We start from the raw sequence: 26,533 nt of genomic DNA on the forward strand, positions 1-26,533 counted from the left end.
TAAAGATAATAGAAATTTTGGTAAAGACAAAAAAGATGCTTATAATAAGGATAAAAAGCAAAATTTCAATAAAGATAGTAAGTCATTTAATAAAGATAAAAAAGATTCTTATAATAAAGATAATAGAAATTTTGGTAAAGACAAAAAAGATGCTTATAATAAGGATAAAAAGCAAAATTTCAATAAAGATAATAGACCTTATAATAAAGATAAAAGAGATGGATACAATAAAGACAATAGAAACTTTAGTAAGGATAAAAAAGATTTTGGAAAAAAATTCGACGATAGGAATAGAGAGTTTTTAGATGATGTTGTAGAAGTAGATCCAGCAATAGAAAAGAGAGATGCTAGAAAAACACATTTACAAGGTCAAGAAAAAAACAAAAAAAATAAGTCATTAAATGAACATAAAATGAGAGAAGATAGAAATCCTAATCTTATTTTAAAACCTACTAAAAAGAAGAATAAAGCAAACCATAAAACTAAAAGTGATAGTGACTTAGAATTTGAAAATAAGGTAGAAAATGTTGGAGAAATTAAAATTCCTGAAAGTATTACAGTTAAAGATTTTTCTGAAAGTTTAGGAGTTAATAGTTCTCAAGTTATTTCAAAGCTAATTGCTTTAGGTATAATGGCTGGGCTTAATCAAGAAATTGATTTTGACTGTGCAAGTTTGATTGCAGAAGAGTTTGGAAAAACAGTTGTATTAGAAACACCTGAAATAACTGAAGAAAATGAAATTTTATCATTAGATTATGAAGATAAAAAAGAAGATTTAGTAACAAGACCTCCTGTTGTAACAGTAATGGGTCATGTTGACCACGGTAAGACTTCTTTGTTAGATTATATTAGAAAGTCTAAAGTTACATCTCAAGAGGCTGGTGGGATTACACAACATATAGGAGCTTATACAGTAAATATTAATAATAGTAAAATAGTATTTTTAGATACTCCTGGGCACGAAGCATTTACAGCAATGCGTTCTAGAGGAGCAAAAGTTACTGATATTTCTATTCTTGTAGTTGCTGCAGATGATGGAGTTATGCCTCAAACTATTGAAGCAATTAATCATTCAAAAGATGCTGGAGTACCAATTATAGTAGCCATCAATAAAATAGATAAAGAAGGAGCTAATCCTGAAAGAGTAAAGACTGAACTTGCAGATAATGGATTATTACCTGAAGACTGGGGTGGAGATGTAATTACTATGCCAGTATCAGCAAAAACTGGAGAAGGAATTGATGAATTATTAGAAATGGTATTAATGGTTGCTGAAGTTGAAGAATTAAAAGCAAACCCAAATAGAATGGCTATTGGAACTGTAATTGAAGCACAGCTTGATAAAGGAAGAGGGCCAGTAGCGACAATTTTAGTACAAAAAGGTACTTTAAATTCTGGAGATATAGTTATTTCAGGAACTTCTACAGGAAGAATTAGAGCTATGTTTGATGATAAAGGAAAGAAAATTAAGAAGGCTACACCTTCAATGCCAGCCGTTATTTTAGGACTTTCAGAAGTACCAGAAGCTGGAAGTTTTATATATGCAGTTAAGGATGAAAAAACAGCTAGAGGATATGCTCAAAGAATTATAAATGTTCAAAAAGAAAATATGATTGCTTCAGGAAGTAAAGTATCACTTGATGATTTATTTGATAAGATTCAAGATGGTAATTTAAAAGAAATTAAAATTATTGTTAAAACTGATGTAAGAGGAACTGTTGATGCAGTTAAAAATTCTTTAGAAAAATTGAGTAATGAAGAAGTTAAAGTTAATATAATCCACGGTGCTGTTGGAGGAATCAATGAATCTGATGTAATGTTAGCTGCTGCAAGTAATGCTATAATAATTGGATTTAATGTTAGACCATCACAAGGAGCAATCGACTTATCTAGACATGAAAATGTTGATGTCAGAACATATAGAGTAATATATGATGCAATTGAAGATATTAAATTAGCTGTAAAAGGAATGTTAGCTCCTACTTTTGTTGAAGAAGTAATTGGTAGAGCTGAAGTTAGAGCAACATTTAAAGTTCCAGGAATAGGTACTGTAGCTGGAGTTTATGTATTAAATGGTAAAGTTACTAGAAATGCAAAAGTCAGACTTCTTAGAGATGGAATAATCTTACATGAAGGAGAAATTAGTTCATTGAAAAGATTTAAAGACGATGCAAAAGAACTTTTAACTGGATATGAAGGTGGATTGGGAATTGCAAATTATAATGATTTAAAAGAAACTGATATAATTGAAGCTTATATTGACAAGGAAGTTGAAAGATAGAGGTTTTTTATGAATACAAAAAGACTTGGGAGAATAGAATCTGAAATTAATAGAGTTTTATCAGATGCTATATATAATGGAATTAAAGATAATAGAATAAATCCATCAATAACAAATATAACAAAAGTTAGCGTAACAAATGATTTAGGTATTTGTTACGTTAGCATAGGTATTTTTGGAGATGAAAAAACTAAAGATAAAATTATGAAGGGTTTAGAAAGTGCAACTGGATATATGAAAAAAAGAATTGCAGATGCTTTAGATTTAAGACATACTCCAAAATTAATTTTTAAGTTGGATGAATCTTTTGAAAAAGCAGCTTTAATGAATGAATTAATAATAAAAGTTTCAAAAGAGGATAGAGAAAAGAGAGAATTATATGGTAATGTTGATGAAGAAGAACAATAGCACTGAAGAAATTTTAAACTTAATTAAATCATCTGAAAATATTGGAGTTATTTCTCACAAAAATCCTGATGGAGATAATATAGGCTCTACAATATCTGTAATACTTGGAATAAGAGAGAATTTGGAGAAAAATATTTTTGGAATAAAAGTAGATGATTTTCCAAAAAACTTGTTATTTCTTGATACTATTGATAATATTATAGAAACTGCAGAACAAGATTTAGATTTATTAATTTATGTTGACTGTGGTGAGATAGATAGACCTGGAGATATTGGTGAACTTTTTAGAAAAAGAGTTAAAAAAACTATAAATATAGATCATCATAAGACTAATGATTATTTTGGAGACTTAAACTATGTATTTCCTAATATGAGTTCAACTTGTGAAATAGTTTATAATTTATTCAAAGAATTTGATTTTAAAATTTCAAAAAATATAGCGAATGCTCTATTAGTAGGAATTAATACTGATACATATAGATTTCTATATGAATCATCTACCTCTTCTACTTTAAGAGTATGTGCTAATCTTTATGATTTAGGTGCAGATAAAGACTATATTTATAAAAAACTTTATCAAAATAATATTTTTGAAGTTGAAATGCTAAAAAATAAATTAATAAATAGAGCGAAATTATATTTTGACAATAAAGTTGCAGTAATAGGAATGTTCGAATCTGATTTTGAAGGTACCGATTTAACAATGGATATGGTTGATGATGTTGTAAATTATTATAGAGATATTAATGGATTTGAAGTTTCTATTCTATTTAAAGAAATGAAAGAAAACTTATTTAAAGGTAGCATAAGAAGTAAAGATTTTGTAGATGTTTCTAAGGTATGTAGTCATTTTAACGGTGGAGGGCACACAAGAGCAGCTGGTTGTATTATAGATGGAGATTTTAATACAGTTGTTAATTTATTTTTAGAAAAATTAAAAAGTGAGTATCCTAATGAGTTTTAATGGTATAATAAATGTCTATAAACCAAAAGGATTTACAAGTAGGGATGTAGTAAATATTGTTAGAAAAATATATAAGACCAAAAAGGTCGGACATGCCGGTACACTTGATCCAAATGCAACAGGTGTTTTACCCATAGCTATTGGTAATGCTACAAAGATTGTTGAATATATTCAAAGTATGGGGAAATGTTATGTTGGAGAAATGACTCTGGGAATTGAAACTGATACTTTAGATATTTGGGGTGAAAGTCTTAATTCTAAAGAAATAAATTTAGATAAAAATCAGTTTTTTGGAGTTATAAAAAGATATGATAACAAAACAATTTTGCAAACACCACCAATGTTTTCTGCTTTAAAAAAAGATGGAAAAAGATTATATGAATATGCAAGATTAGGAATTGAAGTAGAAAGAGAAAAAAGAGAGGCTGAAATTTATTCTCTTATAATTCTAAATTTTTATGATAATAAAATACGTTTTGAAGTAAACTGCTCAAAAGGAACATATATCCGCACGTTATTTAATGACATTGCATCAGATACAGATAATTTTGCTTATATGAGTTCTCTATGTAGAAGTAAATATGGAATATTTTCAATTGAAAATGCTTTATCATTAGAACGACTCAAAAACTTTGATGAAATGCAATTAAAAAATTCATTGATTAAGGTAGAAGATGTTTTTGAATATGAAAGCATAAATTTTGATAAAAAATATTTTAAGCATATTTCAAATGGGCTTAGAAAAATATTTAATATTGAACAAGAAGGAATATTTAAAATATACTGTGATAATATTTTTATTGGAATTGGAGAATTTATTCCACAAGAAAATGGAAAACTCTTAAAAATGAGAAATATATTCTATAATCCTAATGATGATATGTGTGATTGAAAAATATAATATAAAAAGTAAAAAATCTAGTGTTTATTCACTAGATTTTTTACGATACGATTTCTAATAATTTTCTATTTAATTTTGAAATAGGAAGCCCAACAATATTAAAATAATCACCATTTATATGTTTTATTAAAAGACTAGCACCATCTTGTATTCCATATCCACCAGCTTTATCATATGGATTTTCATTTTTAATGTATGATTCAATTGTTTCTTTTTGAATTTCGTCCAAGTCATAAAATGATACATAACTTTTTTCTAAAAATGTTGAGAAAGTATTATTAAAGTATATTGTAACTGAGGTTTGGACGATATGTTCTTTTCCAGATAAATATTCTAACATATATTTTGCTTCTTCATAATTGTTTGGCTTTCCAAACAAATACATATCATCATAAACAATTGTATCTGCTGAAATAATTAAAGCACTCTTGTAATCTTTAGCTACATCTTTACATTTTTCAAATGATAGTATATCACATAATTTGCTAAATTTTGACTTGTTATCTTTAGATGTCCTACTTAAAAACTGATGTTCTAAATTTCTCTCATCAATATTAGCAGGAATTACTTTGAATTCTTTATATATGAATTTTAAAAGCTCTTTTCTCCTTTGTGAATTACTAGCTAAAATAATATCATAATTATTCATAAAATACTCCTAACAAATTTTTATAATTAAATTATATCAAAAATAAAAAAACATCTCAATATAAGATGTTTTTTAATCCAGTATTACTCAACTTTTAATAGAATATAAAATTATTCCTTAATAATTTATAATTTATAATTTATATTAAATCAACTTTCCAGTTACTCCATACATTATCATAAAAAAACATGATAAAGTGAAAGTTGTAAAAGTTAACAGTAATTTAAGCATTTCTAGAGTATTAAACTCTGAATTTCTATTTTTTCTTTTTTGCATAATTCTTTCCTCCAATTAATAAATCACTTTTTAAGTTACTTTTATTATACAACACAAAAAATAACTTGTCAAGATACTTTTTAAGAAAAATTTAAAAAAATATAAAATAAATTGCTTTTTAAGTTATTTTGTTGTATAATTATTGTAGAATAGTAGAGGTGATAGTATGACAACAGGAGAAAGATTAAAAGAACTTAGACAAAAAGCTAATCTTACACTGCAAGATGCAGGAGAACTTATTGGCACAAGTAAACAAAATTTATTTAAGTATGAAAATGATATAATAACAAATATTCCAATAGATAGATTATTGAAGTTAGCGGAAATCTATAATTCAAGTCCAATAGAAATTTTAGGATGGGAGCACTATTCAAATTCTCCTAATTCAACAAAGGCATCAGTATATAATTATTTACCTTATGGGGTTTCTGCAGGATTACCTGATGGTCCTAATTATGATGTTGAACTTGAGAAGATAGAAATAAGTGATTCAGTTATGGGACCTTATGCAAATGACGATGATATTCTCATAATGCATGTTAATGGAGAGAGTATGAATAAAGTGATACCAAATGGAAGTTACATTGCGGTTAAACTAAATTATCCTATTTATAATTTAGAAGATGAAGATATTGTAGTCTTTTCTGAAAATGGGGAATATAGTTTAAAGTTATTTTTCAGAGATGGGGAAGATATAATTTTTAGGCCTTGTTCTACTTATCATTCATTTACAGATTTTAAGTTTTCAAAAGATGATGAATTCAGCATTTTAGGAAAGGTTGTTATGTATTGTGTTAATTTATAGTTAAAAAATTTATATAAATGTAAAAAAAGTGTAGATGTTCTATTATTTCATCTACACTTTTTAATATCAAATACTAAATTTTTAAAATAGCTATAGCTAGCATAAAATATATTATTAAACTAGTTGCGTCTACAATAGTTGTTATAAGAGGTGCAGCGGCACTTGCTGGGTCCATTTTAAGTTTTTTTGCAATTAATGGAAGTACTCCACCCGCTAAATTTGCAGAAATTAGCGAAATTGCTATGGTAAGACTAACAACAAAACTTATTGCAAAAGTTGTACTTTTAGATCCAAAAATATATAATCTAATAAAATTAGTAATAAATAATATTAATCCACAAAGTAGCCCAACAGATAATTCTTTTTTTAGAACAATAAAAAAATCTTTAATGTTTAAATCATCTACAGCTATTCCTCTAATTACCATAGTTGAACTTTGTGCTCCAGCATTACCAGCAGTTGACATTATAATAGGAATTGATGCTGATAAGATGGCTAATGCACTAAGTTTATCTTCAAAATATTGTAAAATATATCCTGTAAAAGTTGCAGAAATCATTAAAATTAAAAGCCAGGATATTCTTGATTTTACCATTTCCTTAATTCCTGTTTTTAAGTAAGATCCATCAGTAGGAACAATACCACTCATTTTATGGATATCTTCGGTTGCTTCTTCATTTAAAATGTCCAAAACATCATCAGCAGTAACAATTCCAATTAAGCAATTTTGATCATTTAATACACAAATAGTTGTTAGGTCATATTTACTTAATAAATAAGCAACTTCTTCTTGGTCTGTATTTGTATAAACATAGTGAATATTTTTATCCATTATTTCTGATATCAATTTATCATTTTTTGCAATAATAATATCTCGTAAATTTACTATGCCGACTAAAACTCTTCTTTTATCTATAACAAAGCAGACATTTACAGTTTCCGCAATTTCAGCTTGTTCTTTTATTTTTTTTATTGCTTCTTCAACTGTATCTTCTTCAAAAAGTTCAACAAAGTCAGTACTCATTACTGACCCAGCTGTATTTTCTTCATAACTTAAAAGAGTATTAATTTCCTTTCGGTGCTCTGATGGTACATTATCTAAAATATATTTAATAACATTAGCAGGCATTTCTTCAAGAAAATCTATTATATCATCACTAAACATATTATCTAAAATGCCTTTTACTTCCATAGATGATAGAGCTGAAATTAATCTTTCTTGATGTAGTGGATCTAAATAAGTAAATAACTCAGCGGAAATATCCTTTGGTAAAATTTTAAAAACAAAAATTGCTTCATCAAGTTCTAATTCACTAAATATTTCACTTAAATCAACTATATTATATTCATCAAAAATTTCTCTTATTAATAATACTTTTTTCTCTTTTATTAATTCAGGAAGTAGAGAAGATAATTGTTCTTTACTATATTCTAAAAAGTTATATTCCATAAATTCTACCCCCTAAAAACAAAGAAGCAAGAGCAAAATATACAGTAAGTGATATTGCATCACAAACGGTAGTCAGAATTGGTCCACTCATAGAAGCGGGATCTTGCTTAAGAGTACTTGCCAACAATGGTAAAATTCCACCAATTAAATTTGCAATAGTTATAATTATATAAATCGTTCCTGAAATTAAGATTGCTATAGAAATAGAAATATTTGGCATAAAAATTAAAATTCTTAATATATTTACAGTAAACAATATTGCACCTAAAATCAAGGAATTTAAAAATTCTGTTTTTATTACATATTTAAAATCACTAATACTTAAATTGTCTACAGCAATACCTCTAACGACCATCGCACTAGATTGACTTCCAGCATTTCCTGCAGTATCCATAAGCATTGGAATAAAAATTACTAAAGAAGGAAATTTTAAAGTTAAGTCGGTATTTTTAGCTAGAATAAATCCAGATACTGTTGCAGAAATCATAAGTATTAAAAGCCAAGTTATTCTACTTTTTACCATTTCAATTATAGACATATTTATATAAGATCCTTCTATTGGTGTAATACCACCCATTTTTTGTAAGTCTTCTGTAACTTCTTCTTGAATAATATCATATACATCATCAATAGTTATAATCCCAATTAGCCTATGTTGATCATTTACAACAGGAAGTACCAATAAATCATATTTAGTAAATATTTTTGCTACTTCTTCTTGATCTTCGTCACATTCTACAGATATAACATCTGTTTCCATAATATCAGAAATTAGAGTATTTGAAGAAGCAAGTAATATACTTTTCATTGAAACAAAGCCTAAAAGTATATGTTGATCATTAGTTATATAACAATAAGAAATAGTTTCAGCAAGTCTCTCTTTATCTTTAATCATTTTTAGTGCTTCATCAGCTGTAATCTCTGGATCAAGTTCAACATAATCAGTACTCATTACAGAACCAGCACTATTTTCTTTGAAGTTTAAAATCATATTAATTTCACTTCTTCTTTGATTAGAAGCTGAGTTAAGGACTCTTTTAACAATATTTGCTGGAAGTTCTTCTAAAAAATCACTTATATCATCTGTAAACATATAGTCCAACATAACTTTTATTTCATGATCTTGTAGACCATTTATTACTTGTTGCTTCATATTTTGAGGAAGATAAGCAAAAATTTCAGCAGTTTTTTCTTTTTTTATAACTTTAAACATAAATAGAATTTCTTTTATATCAAAATATTCTTCAAAAATATTTGCAAGAGTTACTTCATTTGTGTCGTAAATTATATCTCTTAAATGAAAAATGTTTTTTTCTTCTAATGCAATTCGTAGTTCATTAGCTATATTTTTGCTTTTTTCCAAAGAATTTTCTTTTAAATTCATATATCTCCTCCTATTAAAAAAATTTATATAATTTATTCAAATACATTATATCATATTTTATGTTTTATAAAAATCTTTTTAAATATAAATTAATTAATACTACAAAATATAATTAAGATATACATTAATAAATTGACTTTTAAAGCTTTTAATGATAGAATAAAAACATAATATAACTTGTAATTAAAACTATATTTTAAGTTTTACTAAAAAAGGGGTGATCTTATGAATAGAAAATTATCTGAAAAGAATAATGTTGAAAAATTTAGAGTTGAAAGTGAACTTTCTCAAAGAGAATTAGCTATTTTAATAGGTGTTTCAACTGAAATGATAGTTTCAATAGAAAATGGTAGTTTTATTCCAGATGTAAGACTTGCTCTGACCATATCAACAGAATTAAATAGAAAATTTGGAGAAGTTTTCTTCTTTAAAAATGAAAGTAAAATATTTTAAGTAAGTGCACTCTTTTCAGTGTGCTTTTTTATTGTGAAACAACAAGGTTCCCGGGAACTTACCCGATTCAAAGCGTCGTGGAAGGGTGGGGTTCTTATTTGTTTTTATATATTAATTTATGATACAATTAAACTTAGTATTAATTAAGGAGTTCTTATGAATAAAAAAGTTATTACAGTTACTGTAAATATAGATATGGATGAAAAAACTTTAGAAGATAAAGTTAATGAATTAGAAAAATTAGTTGAAGCTTTAGATGGAGAAGTAGTTTTAAGTTTGACTCAAAAAAAGTCATATATCGATAAGGCTTTTTACGTTGGGAAAGGAAAAGTAAATGAAATTAAAGACTATTGCGAAAAATTGGATGCTGAATTTGTAGTTTTTAATAATGAATTGACAGGCTCTCAAGTAAAAAACCTAGAAGAAATTATAGGTATTAGGGTTATTGACAGGACTAATTTAATTTTAGATATTTTTAGCGAAAGAGCAAGAACGAAAGAGGCTAAACTTCAAGTTAAACTTGCAAAACTAAAATATACATTACCAAGATTATCTGCACTTAGAAGTGGTTTTTCTAGACAGCAGGGAGGAATTGGTGGTAAAGGAATTGGCGAACAACAAATTGAATTGGATAGAAGAACTATAAATAGAGAAATATCAAATATCACTTTGCAACTTAAAGAGATTGAGAAAAATAGAAATGAAATTAGAAAAAAGAGAATTAATTCAATAGAGCCAATTATTTCTCTTGTTGGATATACAAATGCTGGGAAGTCAACTTTAATAAATAAGTTAATTTCATATGGAAAAGATGAAAATTCTGAAATTAAAGAAGTTTTTGTTAAGGATATGTTGTTTGCTACATTAGATACATTTGTGCGAGAAGGATTACTTTTAAATGGTTCAAAAGTAATGTATGTAGATACTGTAGGTTTTGTTTCTGATATTCCACATAATTTAGTTGAAAGTTTTAAAGGAACACTTGAAGAAATAAAATACTCTGATTTAATTTTACATGTTATTGATATCTCAAATAGAAATGTTGATGAACAAATAAAAATAACAAATGATATGATAAAAAAACTTGAATGTAACGATAAAAAATTAATTTATGTTTTCAATAAATTAGATAAAATAACTGATGAAAATATTAAATTAGAATATGCAAATATTGAAGATAAAGTTTTTATTAGCGCAAAAAGTGATGAAGATATTATTATACTTTTAAACGAAATTGAGAAAAAACTATTTTCATCATTAGTAAAAACAAGGCTGTTAATTCCTTATGATAGTCAGAAAATTTTGAGTAATATTTTAAATAATTATTCACCGAAATTTATTGAGCATATTGCAAATGGCTGTTTTTTGGAAGTCTTTTTAAAACCAGAAGACTATTTAATATATAAAGGATATGAAGTAAATGAAAAATAACGAAGCATTTTTAAGCATTCATAGTAATCAATCGTATAGTTTCATTATTAATAAATCAGAGTTTATTGGCCATTCTTTCTATATAGAAAGTGTTGATGAGGCTGAAAAATATATTTTAAAAATAAGAGAGAAATATAAAGATGCTACGCATAATTGTTTTGCATATATTATTGGAGTGGATAAGTTAATACAAAAATATTCAGATGATGGTGAGCCATCAGGAACTGCGGGAATTCCAATGCTTGAAGTGCTCCGAAAAAAAGATTTAACTAATTGTTTAGTAGTTTCTACAAGATATTTTGGTGGTATTTTATTAGGTGCAGGCGGCCTTGTTAGAGCATATACAAAATCAATAGTTGGAGTACTAGAAAAGTCAAAAATTGTTAAAAAAGAACTTTTTTATGATTTGGATATTGTATTAGACTATGTTTATTGGGGAAAAATTGAGAACATTATAAATAATTTAGGTTTAGATGTACTAAATATAGAGTATTTAGAAAAAGTAAAAATCAATTTATCAATTAAAAAAGAAAACTATAAATTAATAGAAAGTATTATTATTAATGAAACATCAAACAATTGTTTAATTAAGATTAATGGTGAGAAATATGGGTCTGTATTTGTTGATTAGTTCAAATAATTATTATAATGCTATTAAAATAATAGTAAATTTTATATAGTTTTTTATGAAATTTACATTTTTATTTCTTGTATTAAGATAGTTTTTATTGTATAATATTTAGTAATGGTATAAAAAATACAAACAATTTAGAGGAGGGCTTTGACTTGTCTGATTGCAAAACTAATGACAGTATAGTAGTTATGAAGGGCATCACTAAAATTTTTGGAAAAAATAAAGTTTTAGATGAAGTAGACTTTGAATTAAAAAAGGGAGAAATACATGCTCTGTTGGGAGAAAATGGTGCTGGAAAAACTACCTTAATGAATATACTTTATGGGTTATATTCACCAAATTCTGGAGAAATTTTTATTAATTCCAAACGATATACAAATATGACACCAAAAATAGCAGTTGAGAATGGTATTGGTATGGTTCACCAACATTTTATGTTGATAGAACCTTTTAGTGTTATTCAAAATATTGTATTAGGAACGGAGGATACTAAAGGTTTACTTATTGATCTTGATAAATCACGTAAAAAAGTACTTTCTATAATTGAAAAATATGGATTCAATATAGACTTAGATGAAAAAATTCAAGATATTACAGTTGGTTCTCAACAAAAAGTTGAAATTTTAAAAGCATTATATAAAGGTGCCGAAATAATTATTTTTGATGAACCTACAGCGGTATTAACTCCTCAAGAAATTGAAGAATTTATTAATATCTGTAATAATTTAAGAAATGAAGGAAAATCTATCATAATAATTACACATAAATTAGATGAAATTAAAAAAATGGCAGATTATTGTACTATTATTCGTCGTGGAAAGTTTATTGATAAAGTTACTGTTGCTAACTCATCACAAAAAGAGTTAGCTGAGAAAATGGTTGGTAGAGAAGTTAGTTTTAGTGTAAATAAAAAAGATAACGAAATTGGTGAGATTGTATTAGATATCAAAGATATTAATGTTCTTAATAATAGATATTTACCAGCTTTAAAAGGCTTGAGTCTTAATGTAAGAAAAGGTGAAATTTTAGGTATTGCTGGAGTTGACGGAAATGGTCAATCAGAACTTATTGAAGCTATTACAGGCCTTAGAAAAGTTGAGTCAGGGAATATTACCATCCTTGGTAAAGATATAACTAATAAATCAGTTTATGAAATTATTGAAAGTGGAATCAGTACAATTCCTGAGGATAGACATAAACATGGTTTAGTGCTAGATTTTTCAGTATCAGAAAATATGATTTTAGAAAAAAGAGGTAAAGCTCCTTTTTCTAAAAAAGGTATATTAAATTTTAAAGAGATAGAATCATATACACAAAAGATGATTGATAAATTTGATATAAGACCAAATGATATTCATGCTACTGCCAGAGGACTTTCTGGTGGAAATCAACAGAAAGTAATTTTAGCAAGAGAGATTGATAACAATCCTGATTTATTGATAGCTGCACAACCTACAAGAGGACTAGATGTTGGTGCTATTGAAATAATCCATAAATATATTGTAGAGCAACGTGATAAAGGAAAAGCTGTATTATTAATTTCCTTTGAATTAGACGAAGTAATGGATTTATCTGATAGAATAGCTGTTATCTACAAAGGCAATATTGTTGGGGAAAAATTAGCAAAAGATGCCAACGAAAATGAATTAGGACTTATGATGGCGGGAGGTGTTATTAATAATGAATAGTAGAAAAAAAATACTATTACTTTTATTCTCTGTATTAATCGGATTTGTTGTAGGTTCTATGGTTATTATGATAGCAGGATTTAATCCTATTAATTATTATAAAATAATGATAGAAACTACTTTTTCAAGACCAAAATTTTTTGCTAGAACATTAGTTGATGCAGTTCCATTAATCATAGGAAGTATTGGAGTTTCGCTAGCGTTTAAAACTGGAGCATTTAATATTGGAGCTGAAGGTCAATTTATAATTGGTTCTTTGACAGCTGCATTTTTTGGATACTTTTTAAAATTACCTCCAATTATTCATCCAATAGTTTGTATTATACTAGCTGCTTTGGCAGGAATGGCTTGGGGTGGATTTGCAGGTTGGATTAAATCAAAGTTTGGCGTTCATGAAGTAATTACAACAATTATGTTAAATTGGATAGCTTTATATTTTTCAAATTTAGTAGTGACATTTGGAAAGTTTTATAATGAAACTGGACAAACTTCAAACGATATTCAATCTACAGCAAGTATAAAAATGTTTCAAGGATTAAGAAATTCTTCTATTCCTTTCGTAAAAGATTTCTTTTCTGCTGATATAAATTTTGGAATTATATTGGCAATAATTTTAGCATTTTTAGTTTATTATTTATTAAATAAAACATCCAAAGGATATGAACTAAAAGCAGTTGGATTAAATCCAAATGCTGCAGAATTTGGTGGTATAAACGTTGGTAAGAATCTTGTATTATCAATGGGATTATCAGGTGCACTATGTGCGGTTGCAGGAGCTGTAAAAGTTTTAGGGTTTGCAGGAAATGTTGCAAGATTAACTGTAGCTGAAGGTAATGGTTTTGATGCCATGTCTGTTGCACTTTTAGCTAACAGTCATCCTATTGGGTCAATATTTTCCGGTTTCTTTTTTAGTGTTTTAAAAAGAGGCGGATTTAGGGTTCAACAACTACTTGGAGTTCCTTATGAAATTGTGCAAATTATTATAGGTATAATTGTTTTATTTATTTCGATGCCTTTAGTTATAAAAATCATTTCAAGTAAATTTAAGAAAGTTGGAGGTAAAAAGTAATGAGTTTATTAAAAATAGCTTTATTTATATCTGATACATTATTATTTGCTACTCCATTATTATTTACTGCTTTAGGTGGAATGTTTACAGAAAAAGCAGGTGTTACAAATATCGGATTAGAAGGCATGATGACTATAGGTGCTTTTGCAGGCGCTGCAGTAGGATATTTTACAAAAAGTGCATTATTAGGATTTTTAGCAGGAGGTATCGCAGCATCTCTAGTAGCACTTATCCACGCAATTGTTAGTATAACATTTGGGGCGGATCAAGTTGTTTCTGGTATTGCTATTAACTTTATTGGACCTGGTGTGGCTTTATTTATATGTTCACTTTTGTTTGATGGAGCAAAACAAACTATTCCTGTTGCCGAAGGTGAAGGAAAAATGTTAAAAATATTTGATAATTTAACAGGTGTTGATTTTATAGATAAAATTCTAGGACAATATGTTACAACTTATGTAGCTATAGCTTTAGTTATATTAATGTCAATTTACTTATATAAAACTAAATTTGGGTTAAGATTAATCGCAGTAGGCGAACATCCTAAAGCTGCAGAAACTCTAAATGTAAATGTTTATTTATATAGATATTTTGCTGTAATAATATCTGGATTGTTAGCTGGTTTTGGTGGCGCAACTATGAGTTTAGCTACTGTATCAAATTTTTCACAGTCTTTAGTTTCTGGACATGGTTTTATAGCATTAGTAGCAGTTATTTTTGGAAAATGGAAACCATATGGTGTTTTGGGAGCATGTTTATTCTTTGGAGCAGCTCAAGAGTTAGCAATTTTATTACCAAGTTTGAATATTAATATTCCTGAATCAATTTTGCCAATGGTACCATATATTAGTACATTATTAGTACTCATTTTCTTTGTAGGAAAATCAAAGGGGCCATCTTCAGCAGGTGTTCCATATATAAAATTAGAAGATTAATAAATAAAGGCATACTTTTTGGTATGTCTTTTTGTTGTGAAATATAAATATTTATATTTATATAATATTTATATTTAATAAAAATTGTTTATAGTTTATAAAAAACAAGGAGATAATTATGATAACAATAAAAAGTAAACATGAAATAGAAGGTATGAAAAAATCAGGGGAAATTTTGTCAAAAATTCATATTGGTTTGAGAGATATCATAAAACCTGGTATTACAACTTTAGAAATAGATAAATTTTGTCATGATTTTATGTTAAAACATGGAGCAAAACCTAAACAAATAGGATATCACGGATATCCTTATGCAACATGTACTTCTGTTAACGACGTAATTTGCCATGGATTTCCAAGCAAACAAGTGTTAAAATCTGGTGATTTGATAACTGTAGATATGGTTGTAGATTTAAATGGATATTTATCAGATAGTGCTTGGAGTTATGCTGTTGGTGAAGTTTCAGATGAAGTTAAAAATCTTATGGAAGTAACAAAAGAAGCAATGTATAAGGGTATTAATGCAGCAATAATAGGAAATAGAATTGTTGATATAGGAAAGGCGATTCAAAATTATGTTGAGCCCAAAGGATATTCCATAGTCAGAGATTTTTGTGGACATGGAATTGGTGCTGAAATGCACGAAGATCCACAAGTTCCTCATTATATTACTGCAACAAAAGGTGTTAGACTTGTTGAAGGTATGGTAATAACAGTTGAACCTATGATTAATACAGGTGACTGGAGATGTACAATTGATGATGATGGCTGGACAGCTAGAACAATTGATGGAGGACTTTCTTGTCAATATGAACATACTTTTGTTATTACAAAAGATGGGCCTTTAATTTTAACAGATCAATCATTGTATGAATAGTATAATTATAACTTAAAATTATAAAATTTTATTATTTTTTTATTGCATTTTTTATTAAATAATAGTATAATCATAACATAAAGATTGTAAAATTATGGGAAAAAATAAATATAGGGACAAATAGTATATAACGGGACAAAAATGAATGATATAGATTATTTAAAAAAGTTTGTTCCAGATTTGATTGAAAAATTTGTTTTTAGATATAAAATTCTAGAATACATTTCCATGAATGCCCCTGTCGGGAGAAGAAATATTTCGTCATATTTAGGTGTTGGAGAGCGCCTAGTAAGAAATGAATTAGAATTTTTTACTGAAGAAAAGTTTGTTGAGGTAATTAAATCCGGAACTTTTATAACTGATCTTGGAGAGTCTATGTTAATAGAACTTAGAGATTTGGTTAATAATTTTAATGAAAACCAAGATATTGCAGATAAGTTAAAGCTAAAATTAGGAATAAAAAAAGTTATAGTTAGTGATTCGTTTGGTGATGAATCTTTGGGAAAGGAACAAATTGCAAAGGTTGCAGCGGAGTATTTTTTAAATACAATTTCTGAGAATGATGTAATTGGAATATCAGGAGGTACAACAGTTAAAACATTTGTAGATATAATGAATGTTAAAAAATCATATGATAAAATTGCTGTTATACCTGCTAGAGGAAGTTTAGGTAATGGCTTAGAATACCAGTCAAATGTTGTGGCTAATAATTTATCAAAAAAACTTAGGGCAAATTTTTTCGGAACTTTTTTACCAGATTATTTAGATGATTTAACATTTGATAGATTAAAGGACTTAGAAGAAGTAAAAACGCTAATTGAATATTTAAATAAGATAAATGTATTAGTTTTTGGTATTGGACGATCTGATGCTATGGCAAAAAGACGTTCATTAACTGAAGATGAAATAAAAATATTAAATGAAAAAAATGCAGTTAGTGAAGCATTTGGAAATTACTTTGATATTAGTGGAAACATTGTGTATAGTTCGAATACTATAGGATTAGATATGGATCAGTATTTAAAGATTAAAGAAGTAATTGCAATTGCGGGTTATGGAGAAAAGTATAAGGCGATTATTTCTATTTGTAACATTAGAAAAGATATGACTTTAGTTACAGATAAAGAATCAGCTAAAAAGATTTTAAATATATTATAAGCGAAAGCTTTTTATAAAATTTTAAGGAGGAATCGAAATGAAAGTTGCGATTAACGGTTTTGGAAGAATAGGTAGATTGGCATTTAGATTAATGCACGATTTGGAAGGAGTTGAAGTAGTAGCTATAAATGATTTAACAGATGCAAATATGTTAGCTCATTTGTTAAAATATGATTCAACTCAAGGAAGATTTGAAAAAGAAGTAATTGTAAAAGAAGGATGTTTTTCTATAGATGGGAAAGAAATAAAAGTTTTCTCAGATGCAGATCCTAAGAATTTACCTTGGAAAGAATTAGATATAGATGTTGTATTAGAATGTACAGGTTTCTTTGTTGCAAAGGAAAAAGCACAATTCCATATTGATGCTGGTGCTAAAAGAGTAATTATATCAGCACCGGGGAAAGGTGACATGAAAACAGTAGTTTATGGTGTAAATCATGACATATTGGATGGAACAGAACAAATTTTATCAGGAGCTTCTTGCACTACTAACTGTTTAGCACCAATGGCTAAAGTTTTACAAGATAAATTTGGAATTGTTCAAGGTATTATGACTACTATTCATGCATATACAGGCGACCAAAATACTTTAGATGCTCCACATAGAAAAGGTGATATGAGAAGAGCTAGATCTGCTGCAATAAATATAGTTCCAAATACAACAGGCGCAGCTAAAGCTATTGGACTTGTTATTCCTGAATTAAAAGGAAAACTAGACGGTTCTGCCCAAAGAGTACCTGTTGCTACAGGATCATTGACAGAATTGGTAACAGTTTTAGAAAAAACTGTTACAGTTGAAGAAATTAACAATGCAATGAAAGAAGCATCAAGTGAATCATTTGGGTATACTGAAGATCCTATAGTTTCTACAGATGTAATAGGAATAAAATTTGGTTCTTTATTTGATGCTACTCAAACTAGAATAGTTGAAGTTGATGGTAAACAATTAGTTAAAACAGTTGCGTGGTATGATAATGAAATGTCATATACTGCAAACTTGATACGTACTTTCCAATATTTAGTTAATCTTTCAAAATAGTCTATAAATAAGAATTTCCAAAATTGGAATCTTATTATTTAATAATAATATGAGGTGGAGATTTTCACCTCATATTGTATAGTAAGGAGTAATTATGAATAAAAAAGTTATTACTGATTTAGAAGTGACCTCAAAAAGAGTTATTGTAAGAGTTGATTTTAACGTTCCAATGTCAAAAACAGAAGAAGGTAAAATTACTGATAATGCTAGAATAGTAGCAGCATTACCTACAATCAAATATTTAATTGAAAATAATGCAAAAATAATTTTATTATCTCATCTAGGTAGGCCAAAGGGAGAAGCTAAGAAAGAATTTTCATTAGCACCAGTAGCTAAAGAATTATCTAAACTTTTAAATAAAGATGTTAAATTTTTACAAAGTAATTTAGTAGTGGATGATAATGTAAAAAATGAAGTTTTAAAATTAAAAGATGGAGAAGTTGCTTTATTAGAAAATACAAGATTTAGAAACGAAGAAACAAAAAATATCGATGATTTTTCTAAAGAATTGGCTGAGCTGGGTGAATTATATATAAATGATGCTTTTGGTACAAGTCATAGGGCTCATTGTTCAAATGTTGGACTTTGTAAGTTTTTACCATCAGCTGTGGGATTTTTAGTGGAAAAGGAAATTTCTATAATGGGAAAAGCGCTTTCTAATCCTGAAAGACCTTTTGTAGCAATTTTAGGAGGGGCAAAAGTATCTGATAAAATTACTGTTATTGAAAATTTGATTGAAAAAGTAGACAGTATAATAATCGGAGGAGGAATGGCATTTACATTCTTAAAATCTTTAGGCTATTCAGTAGGTAAAAGTTTATTGGAAGAAGATAAAATTGATTTAGCAAAAGAGTTGATTGAAAAAGCAAAAAGTAAAAATGTTAAGATGTTATTACCTATAGATGTGGTTGTTTGTAAAGAATTTTCTAATGATTCTGAATTTAAAACAGTTAATATAGATTCAATAGAAGATGATTATATGGGATTAGATATTGGAGAAAAGACAGTTAAACTATTTTCAGATGAAATTAATAATGCAAAAACTGTTGTTTGGAATGGTCCAATGGGAGTTTTTGAAATGTCAAATTTTGCAAAGGGTACATTTGAAATTGCAAAGTCTATTGCAGAAAGTGAAGCGATTAGTATTATTGGTGGAGGAGATAGTGCATCTGCTGCTGAAAAATCAGGTTATAAAGATAAAATAACACATATTTCAACAGGTGGAGGCGCATCTTTAGAATTCTTAGAAGGTAAGATTTTACCAGGAATTGACTCAATAGATAATAAATAATTGGAGGTAGTATGAGAAAACCTGTTATTATTGGAAACTGGAAAATGAATAAAGATTTAGATGAAGCCAAGAAATTAGTAAAAGAAATTGTATCAGAGAAGTTAGATAATAATGTTGAGAAAGTAGTATGTGTTCCTTTTGTTTATGTTACAGAAGTTAATAAACTGTTAGAAGGTTCTGATGTAGGTTTAGGGGTTCAAAATATGTACTTTGAAAACAAAGGTGCATTTACAGGTGAAATTTCTCCTTTAATGTTAAAAAGCTGTGGAGTGTCATATGTAATATTAGGGCATTCAGAAAGAAGAACTATTTTTAACGAAACTGATGAAATGATTAATAAAAAAGTAAAATCTGCATTACAAAATAAATTGATTCCAATATTATGTTGTGGTGAAACTCTTGAAGAAAGAAATTCAGGAGTAGAAAAAGAAGTTGTTGAAAAACAGATAAGAAATACTCTAGAAGGTATTAGTGAAACTGATATTGAAAAAGTAATAATTGCTTATGAGCCAATATGGGCAATAGGAACAGGCTTAACTGCATCTTCCGATGATGCTGAAAATATGATTAAATTTATTAGAGAAATTTTATTTGATATTTATGGAAATTTATCTGAAAATATAAGAATTCAATATGGAGGCAGTGTTAAACCAAACAATATAAAAGATTTAATGCAAAAAGAGAATGTAGATGGTGCTTTAGTTGGTGGAGCTTGCTTAGAAAGTGCTAGTTTTTGTGCATTAATAAATTATAAATAATAAGGAGAATATTATGAGCTTAATAGTTGAAATTTATGCAAGAGAAGTTTTAGATTCAAGAGGAAATCCTACTGTTGAAGTTGAGGTTACAACTGAAAACGGTACAGTTGGAAGTGCGATTGTCCCTTCAGGGGCATCAACAGGAGTACATGAAGCTGTTGAACTTAGAGATGGTGACAAATCTAGATATTTAGGAAAAGGAACATTAAATGCAGTTAATAATGTTAATGAAATTATAGCAGATGAATTGATTGGATTTGATATTTTTGATCAAGTTGGAATTGATAGAGCTTTAATTCAAATTGATGGAACTGAAAACAAATCAAAATTAGGTGCAAATGCAATTTTAGGAGTTTCCATGGCAGTTGCAAGAGCTGCAGCAATTGAATCAGATACCCCTCTTTACGAATATATAGGTGGAGTTAACGCAAAAACTTTACCTGTTCCGATGATGAATATTTTAAATGGTGGAGAACATGCTGATAATAATGTAGACATTCAAGAATTTATGGTTATGCCTGCAGGAGCTTGTTCATTTAAAGAAGCTCTAAGAATGGGAACAGAAGTTTTCCATAACTTAAAATCTGTTTTAAAGTCAAAAGGATATAATACAGCAGTTGGTGACGAAGGTGGATTCGCCCCTAATTTAAATTCTAATGAAGAAGCCCTACAAACAATTATGGAAGCCATTGAAAAAGCTGGCTATAAAGCAGGAAAAGATATATTTTTAGCTTTGGATGTAGCATCAAGTGAAATGTATGAAAATGGAAAATATAATTTTAAAGGAGAAGGAAAAATTTATTCCTCAGAAGAATTAGTAAATTATTATTGTGATTTAGTTGAAAAATATCCTATTATTTCAATTGAAGATGGATTATCTGAAGATGATTGGGATGGATGGAAACTTTTAACTGAAAAAATTGGAAAAAAAGTTCAATTAGTTGGTGATGACTTATTTGTTACTAATTACTCAAGATTAAATATGGGAATAGAAAAAGGAATTGCTAATTCAATATTGATTAAATTAAATCAAATTGGAACAATAACTGAAACACTTGATGCAATAGAGCTTGCTAAAACTCATGGTTATACTTGTGTAATTTCTCATAGATCTGGAGAAACAGAAGATACAACTATTGCTGATTTAGCTGTTGCTGTTAATGCTGGTCAAATAAAAACAGGATCAGCATCTAGAACTGATAGAATTTGTAAATATAATCAATTATTGAGAATTGAGGACAGACTTGGAGAAAATTCTAAATTTTTAGGATTATCTGCATTTTATAATATTAAATAGAGTATAATAATTTTTGATTAGCTCATTATTTATATAAATTTTAAGATTAATTTATTGAATTGTTTGAAATAAATATTATTTTTATTTCATTTTATGGTATACTATTATTGATAAGTTTATATATAATATATGAGCTAATATTTTGATTTTTTTTATAATTTTTGGAGGAAATATGTCTATTTTCATTTCTGTCTTAGGCGGTTTAGGTTTATTTTTATATGGAATGAATTTAATGGGTGCAGGACTACAAAAGTCTTGTGGTGAAAGATTGAAAGGAATAATCGCTGCAATAACAAAAAATAAAATATATGCAGTATTGGTTGGTATTTTTGTTACAATGATTATTCAATCTAGTTCTGCTACTACTATAATGGCTATAGGTTTTGTAAACGCTGGATTTATGACTTTAGCTCAATCTGTTGGAATAATAATAGGTGCAAATGTTGGGACTACTATAACTGCACAAATTATTGCTTTTGATATTTCAAAATATGCACCATTAGTTATCGCTATAGGTGTTTTTATGTGGATGAGAGCAAAGAACGATAGAAAAAAAGATATATCTGAAATATTAATTGGTTTTGGAATATTATTTTTAGGTATGTCTATTATGAGTAGTGGATTAGAACCTCTTGCACAAGAAGAATGGTTTAAGAATATACTTGTAAAATTAAATAACCCATTTATTGGAGTTTTAGCCGGATTCTTATTAACTACTGTACTTCAATCATCATCTGCCTCAATAGGATTGTTGGAAGCATTGGGAATGCAAGGAGCAATTAATATAAACCAGGCTTTTGGAGTTCTTTTTGGTGATAACATTGGGACAACAACAACCGCTATGATTGCTGGAATAGGAGCAAGTAAAAATGCAAAGAGAGCTGCTTTTATTCATTTTCTATTCAATTTAATAGGAACTATAATATTTATGACTGTTCTAAGAATTCCAGTTCAATATTTAGTTGAATATATTTCTCCAGGAAATGTTCAAAGGCAAATTGCTAATGCTCATACATTTTTTAATATAATAAATGTTTTAATTCAATTGCCATTTTCTAGTCTTTTAGTTAAAATATCACAATTAGTAATAAAAGGAGATGATGTCGTAGAAGAACATTATTCTGAAAATTTGGATAAAAGATTTTTTGAAACACCAAGTATTGCAATTATTCAAGCTCAAAAAGAGGTTGCTAGAATGGGAGAAATTGTCATTGAATCTCTTGAAAAGACAATTGAGGCATTTAAGACTAAAAGTGGCAAGAATATAGAATTTGTTTTTAATAGAGAAAAAATGATTAATGGATTAGAAAAGGAAATTATTGACTATTTAGTTCCCTTAGCTGATAAAAATTTATCTGATGAAGAAAAACATAAAGTATTTGTTATGATGTACGCTATAAATGATTATGAAAGAATTGGAGATCATTGCGAAAATATAATAGAATTGATTCAAGAAATTAAAGATGAAAATTCTGTATTTAGTAAAACAGCTTTTGATGAATATGAAAAAATATCTTCAGATGTTATGAAAATTGTAATTGATACAACTATTGCATATAAAGATAATAATCTTGAGTTAGCAAAAAATTGTATTAATATTGAGGAAGAAGTAGACATATTAGAAGAAAGTTATAGAAGAAACCATATGGATAGAATTAATAAAGGCATTTGCGATACAAATGCTGGAGTTAAATTTCTTGACATATTATCAAATTTTGAAAGAATTGCAGACCATAGTGTGAATATTGCAAATTACACATTAGGAAAGGAACTTTAAAAAGATTGTGAATTTTATATACAAATACTTAAAGTTATAAAAAAGTTTTATTATGATTTTATCAAAAAATGCTTTACAATTGGGTAAACTTAATATATAATAATAAACGAATGTGTTTTCATTACAGTTTATTATTTTGATACTGTAATTGGGGGTAAATTATGTATGATTGTATTATAATTGGAGCTGGTCCTGCGGGAATAAGTGCAGGAATTTATGCTGCAAGAGCTAGTATGAAAACAATAATTATTGAAAAGGGAACACCAGGTGGATTAATAGCTAAGACTGACGAAATAGCAAATTATCCAGGGGCAGAAGATGTCCCAACAGGTCCTGAATTAATTGAAAGAATGGTTAAACAAGCCAAATCGTTTGGAGCAGAATTTGTAACAGATACAGTGATTAATGTTGATTTTTCTGGGAACATAAAGGTAGTTCAAGGGGAAAATGCTACTTATGAAGGAAAGTCTGTGATAATTGCAACTGGATCAAATCCAAGATTACTTAATGTTCCGGGTGAAAAAGAATTTACTGGTAAAGGAATAGCATATTGTGCAACTTGTGATGCACCTTTTTTCCAAGATTTGGATATTTATGTTGTTGGCTCAGGAGAAGCTGCAGTTGAAGAAGCGATGTATCTTACAAAATTTGGACGAAATGTTACATTACTAGTAAGAAAAGATAAATTATCAGTGGCTAAATCAATAGAAGAAAAAGCTTTAAAATGTGAAAAACTGAAGATTATGTGGAACGTTGAGGTAGAAAGTTTTGAAGGCGCTAGTTTGTTAGGAGCTATGAATATAGTAAATAATAAAACTGGAGAAAAAACTAAGATAGTTCCAAGAGAAGGCGATATGATTTTTGGCGTTTTTATTTTCGTAGGTTATATACCTGAAAGTTCATTATTTGAAGGAAAGATTGAAACTGATAGAAATTATATAGTCTCAGATGAAACTATGAGAACTAATGTTGAAGGTGTTTTTGTTGCTGGAGATGTTAGAGTAAAAGAACTTAGACAAGTGGTTACTGCTGTTAATGATGGTGCAATAGCTGCAATAAATGCTAGAAAATATGTCGAAAGTTTTGAATAAATGAATTTAATTCCGAAAGGATTAAATATATAAATTTTAAGGAGGTGAGTATATGCGTCTAGAATTAGGAAAAATCTTAATTAACGATGTTAAATTTTGTTCAGAAACAAAAGTTGACAAAGGTGTTTTATACATTAATAAGGAAGAATTAATAGCTCATTTAATGGATGATGAACACTTAAAATCAGTAGACGTAGATCTTGCAAAACCAGGTGAAAGTGTAAGAATTACTCCAATTAAGGATGTTGTAGAACCAAGAGTAAAGGTTAACGGAGCAGGCGGAGTATTCCCTGGAATGATTTCAAAAGTTGATGTAGTTGGTTCAGGAAGAACTCATGTTCTTAAAGGAGCCGCAGTAATGACAGTTGGTAAAATAGTAGGCTTCCAAGAAGGTATTGTTGATATGCAAGGACCTGGAGCTGAATATACACCATTCTCTAAAACTAATAATATAGTTTTAATTGTGGAACCAGCTGAAGGTGTTGAAGCTCATGCTTACGAAAAAGCTGTTAGAATGGCAGGATTAAAAGCTGCTACTTATTTAGGATTAGCTGGTAAAGAAGTTGAACCTGATGAAGTAGAAGTATTCGAAACTAAGCCATTATTCGAACAAGCTGAAGAATTAAAACATTTACCAAAAGTTGCTTATGTTCAAATGTTACAATCTCAAGGATTATTACATGATACATATGTTTACGGTGTAGATGCAAAACAAATAGTTCCAACACTATTATATCCAACAGAATTGATGGATGGAGCTATATTAAGTGGTAACTGTGTATCTGCTTGTGATAAGAATACAACTTATCATCACTTAAACAACCCAGTTGTTAGAGCAATGTATGAAAAGCATGGAAAAGAAATCAACTTTGTTGGTGTTATTATCACTAACGAAAATGTATATTTAGCAGATAAAGAAAGATCATCAAACTGGACTGCTAAATTATGTGAATTTTTAAATCTTGATGGAGCTATCGTATCACAAGAAGGATTTGGTAACCCGGATACAGATTTAATTATGAACTGTAAAAAAATCGAAGGTAAAGGCGTTAAAACAGTTATCATTACTGATGAATATGCTGGTAGAGATGGTGCAAGTCAATCTTTAGCTGATGCTGATGTTGCTGCAAATGCGGTAGTAACTGGTGGTAATGCTAACGAAACTATTGTATTACCTAAGATGGACAAAGTTATTGGAACTTTAGATTATGTTGACATTATTGCAGGTGGATTCGATGGATCATTAAGAGAAGATGGTTCAATTATGGTTGAATTACAAGCAATTACAGGTGCAACAAATGAATTAGGATTTAATAGATTATCAGCTACTGGCTATTAAAATTTATTAAATACACGGAATATTATATAAAATTAAACGAAAATAAAATATATAGAAAGGATGTGTTAGCGATATGGCACTTTTTACAGAAAATACAAAAGTAATCATAATCGGTGATAGAGATGGTATACCAGGACCAGCTATGGAAGAATGTGTCGCTACAACTCCTGCAGAAATAGTATTTTCAGCAACTGAATGTTTTGTCTGAACTGCAGCAGGAGCAATGGACTTAGAAAATCAAAGAAGGGTAAAAGAATTAGCAGAAAAATACGGAGCAGAAAATTGTTTAGTTCTTTTAGGAGCATCTGAAGCAGAATCAGCAGCATTAGCAGCTGAAACTGTAACTACAGGAGACCCTACTTTTGCAGGTCCATTAGCAGGAGTTCAGTTAGGACTTAAAGTATATCACGCAGTTGAACCTGAATTTAAAGCAGAAGTTGATGAATCAGTTTATGATGACCAAATTGGTATGATGGAAATGGTTCTTGACTGTGATGCTATCATTGAAGCTGTAAGTGAAATTAGAAATTCATTATAATTTGTAATTAAGAAAAAAATCATATATAAATATATGATAG

General features: G+C 28.3%; 25 protein-coding genes. 21 read left to right on the forward strand and 4 right to left on the reverse strand.

Annotated elements, in window-relative coordinates; all coding sequences use genetic code 11:
- From infB to truB, 4 genes are all read left to right on the forward strand, one after another.
- Window positions 1-2,281: translation initiation factor IF-2 (gene infB, locus VJI77_RS00005; protein ID WP_323987818.1), on the forward strand; the 2,281-nt coding region annotated here is incomplete at its 5' end.
- Window positions 2,282-2,290: 9 nt separating this feature from the next.
- Window positions 2,291-2,689 (forward strand): 30S ribosome-binding factor RbfA, encoded by a 399-nt coding sequence (rbfA, locus tag VJI77_RS00010; protein WP_009732815.1) that lies wholly within the window; start codon window positions 2,291-2,293, stop codon window positions 2,687-2,689.
- Window positions 2,661-3,653 carry a DHH family phosphoesterase gene (locus tag VJI77_RS00015; protein WP_323987819.1) on the forward strand — a complete coding sequence of 331 codons (993 nt, stop codon included), beginning with the start codon at window positions 2,661-2,663 and terminating at the stop codon, window positions 3,651-3,653. Before rbfA ends, VJI77_RS00015 begins: the two co-directional genes overlap by 29 nt.
- Window positions 3,643-4,545, forward strand: a complete 903-nt coding sequence (gene truB, locus VJI77_RS00020) for a tRNA pseudouridine(55) synthase TruB (RefSeq protein WP_323987820.1) — start codon at window positions 3,643-3,645, stop codon at window positions 4,543-4,545. The genes VJI77_RS00015 and truB overlap by 11 nt, the downstream gene beginning before the upstream one ends.
- A 49-nt stretch (window positions 4,546-4,594) precedes the next feature.
- Here truB and VJI77_RS00025 read toward each other — a convergent pair whose 3' ends face one another.
- Both VJI77_RS00025 and VJI77_RS00030 read right to left on the reverse strand, forming a co-directional pair.
- Complete coding sequence (locus VJI77_RS00025) at window positions 4,595-5,203, reverse strand: Maf family protein (RefSeq protein ID WP_323987821.1); 609 nt, start codon at window positions 5,201-5,203, stop codon at window positions 4,595-4,597.
- Window positions 5,204-5,347: 144 nt separating this feature from the next.
- Window positions 5,348-5,479, reverse strand: a complete 132-nt coding sequence (locus tag VJI77_RS00030) for a hypothetical protein (RefSeq protein ID WP_009354266.1) — start codon at window positions 5,477-5,479, stop codon at window positions 5,348-5,350.
- Between the two features lie 166 nt (window positions 5,480-5,645).
- Between VJI77_RS00030 and VJI77_RS00035 the strand changes: the two genes are divergently transcribed.
- Window positions 5,646-6,284 (forward strand): XRE family transcriptional regulator, encoded by a 639-nt coding sequence (locus tag VJI77_RS00035; protein WP_009372567.1) that lies wholly within the window; start codon window positions 5,646-5,648, stop codon window positions 6,282-6,284.
- Between the two features lie 73 nt (window positions 6,285-6,357).
- Here the strand turns inward: VJI77_RS00035 and mgtE (VJI77_RS00040) are convergent, their stop codons facing one another.
- Window positions 6,358-7,734, reverse strand: a complete 1,377-nt coding sequence (gene mgtE, locus VJI77_RS00040; protein ID WP_323987822.1) for a magnesium transporter — start codon at window positions 7,732-7,734, stop codon at window positions 6,358-6,360.
- Window positions 7,724-9,118, reverse strand: a complete 1,395-nt coding sequence (gene mgtE / locus VJI77_RS00045) for a magnesium transporter (protein WP_323987823.1) — start codon at window positions 9,116-9,118, stop codon at window positions 7,724-7,726. Before mgtE (VJI77_RS00045) ends, mgtE (VJI77_RS00040) begins: the two co-directional genes overlap by 11 nt.
- Before the next feature lie 225 nt (window positions 9,119-9,343).
- Between mgtE (VJI77_RS00045) and VJI77_RS00050 the strand changes: the two genes are divergently transcribed.
- From VJI77_RS00050 to grdA, 16 genes are all read left to right on the forward strand, one after another.
- On the forward strand, window positions 9,344-9,571 hold the full coding sequence (locus VJI77_RS00050; protein WP_009354291.1) for a helix-turn-helix transcriptional regulator: 228 nt from the start codon (window positions 9,344-9,346) through the stop codon (window positions 9,569-9,571).
- A 156-nt stretch (window positions 9,572-9,727) separates the two neighbouring features.
- The gene (gene hflX, locus VJI77_RS00055; RefSeq protein WP_323987824.1) at window positions 9,728-11,002 is read left to right on the forward strand and encodes a GTPase HflX; all 1,275 of its coding nucleotides are present in this window, start codon (window positions 9,728-9,730) and stop codon (window positions 11,000-11,002) included.
- A complete protein-coding gene (locus VJI77_RS00060) occupies window positions 10,992-11,633 on the forward strand; it encodes a YigZ family protein (RefSeq protein ID WP_313960720.1) in 642 nt (213 codons plus the stop codon). Before hflX ends, VJI77_RS00060 begins: the two co-directional genes overlap by 11 nt.
- 155 nt (window positions 11,634-11,788) lie before the next feature.
- Window positions 11,789-13,324: an ABC transporter ATP-binding protein gene (locus tag VJI77_RS00065; RefSeq protein WP_416383253.1), complete on the forward strand. Its 1,536-nt coding sequence runs from the start codon at window positions 11,789-11,791 to the stop codon at window positions 13,322-13,324.
- Window positions 13,317-14,393: an ABC transporter permease gene (locus VJI77_RS00070; RefSeq protein WP_323987825.1), complete on the forward strand. Its 1,077-nt coding sequence runs from the start codon at window positions 13,317-13,319 to the stop codon at window positions 14,391-14,393. The genes VJI77_RS00065 and VJI77_RS00070 overlap by 8 nt, the downstream gene beginning before the upstream one ends.
- Window positions 14,393-15,328, forward strand: coding sequence for an ABC transporter permease (locus VJI77_RS00075; RefSeq protein WP_009372761.1), 936 nt, complete (start codon window positions 14,393-14,395; stop codon window positions 15,326-15,328). Before VJI77_RS00070 ends, VJI77_RS00075 begins: the two co-directional genes overlap by 1 nt.
- Window positions 15,329-15,446: 118 nt before the next feature.
- Window positions 15,447-16,205: a type I methionyl aminopeptidase gene (map, locus tag VJI77_RS00080; protein WP_323987826.1), complete on the forward strand. Its 759-nt coding sequence runs from the start codon at window positions 15,447-15,449 to the stop codon at window positions 16,203-16,205.
- Between the two features lie 141 nt (window positions 16,206-16,346).
- Window positions 16,347-17,363, forward strand: coding sequence for a sugar-binding transcriptional regulator (locus tag VJI77_RS00085; protein WP_323987827.1), 1,017 nt, complete (start codon window positions 16,347-16,349; stop codon window positions 17,361-17,363).
- Window positions 17,364-17,400: 37 nt separating this feature from the next.
- Window positions 17,401-18,402, forward strand: a complete 1,002-nt coding sequence (gap, locus tag VJI77_RS00090) for a type I glyceraldehyde-3-phosphate dehydrogenase (RefSeq protein WP_416383254.1) — start codon at window positions 17,401-17,403, stop codon at window positions 18,400-18,402.
- 94 nt (window positions 18,403-18,496) lie between these two features.
- The gene (locus VJI77_RS00095) at window positions 18,497-19,693 is read left to right on the forward strand and encodes a phosphoglycerate kinase (protein WP_323987828.1); all 1,197 of its coding nucleotides are present in this window, start codon (window positions 18,497-18,499) and stop codon (window positions 19,691-19,693) included.
- An 11-nt stretch (window positions 19,694-19,704) separates the two neighbouring features.
- Window positions 19,705-20,451 carry a triose-phosphate isomerase gene (gene tpiA / locus VJI77_RS00100; RefSeq protein WP_293439622.1) on the forward strand — a complete coding sequence of 249 codons (747 nt, stop codon included), beginning with the start codon at window positions 19,705-19,707 and terminating at the stop codon, window positions 20,449-20,451.
- 13 nt (window positions 20,452-20,464) lie between these two features.
- Window positions 20,465-21,748, forward strand: coding sequence for a phosphopyruvate hydratase (eno, locus tag VJI77_RS00105; protein WP_293439624.1), 1,284 nt, complete (start codon window positions 20,465-20,467; stop codon window positions 21,746-21,748).
- Between the two features lie 172 nt (window positions 21,749-21,920).
- A complete protein-coding gene (locus tag VJI77_RS00110; RefSeq protein WP_313960726.1) occupies window positions 21,921-23,525 on the forward strand; it encodes a Na/Pi cotransporter family protein in 1,605 nt (534 codons plus the stop codon).
- A gap of 161 nt (window positions 23,526-23,686) precedes the next feature.
- Window positions 23,687-24,616, forward strand: a complete 930-nt coding sequence (locus tag VJI77_RS00115) for an NAD(P)/FAD-dependent oxidoreductase (RefSeq protein WP_323987829.1) — start codon at window positions 23,687-23,689, stop codon at window positions 24,614-24,616.
- A 52-nt stretch (window positions 24,617-24,668) separates the two neighbouring features.
- On the forward strand, window positions 24,669-25,955 hold the full coding sequence (locus VJI77_RS00120; protein ID WP_009732728.1) for a glycine/sarcosine/betaine reductase component B subunit: 1,287 nt from the start codon (window positions 24,669-24,671) through the stop codon (window positions 25,953-25,955).
- A gap of 73 nt (window positions 25,956-26,028) precedes the next feature.
- On the forward strand, window positions 26,029-26,493 hold the full coding sequence (gene grdA, locus VJI77_RS00125; protein WP_081446160.1) for a glycine/sarcosine/betaine reductase complex selenoprotein A: 465 nt from the start codon (window positions 26,029-26,031) through the stop codon (window positions 26,491-26,493).
- Window positions 26,494-26,533: the final 40 nt, after the last annotated feature.

Origin of the sequence: Parvimonas sp. D2, from assembly GCF_035282635.1 — a bacterium.
Taxonomy (GTDB): Bacteria; Bacillota; Clostridia; order Tissierellales; family Peptoniphilaceae; genus Parvimonas.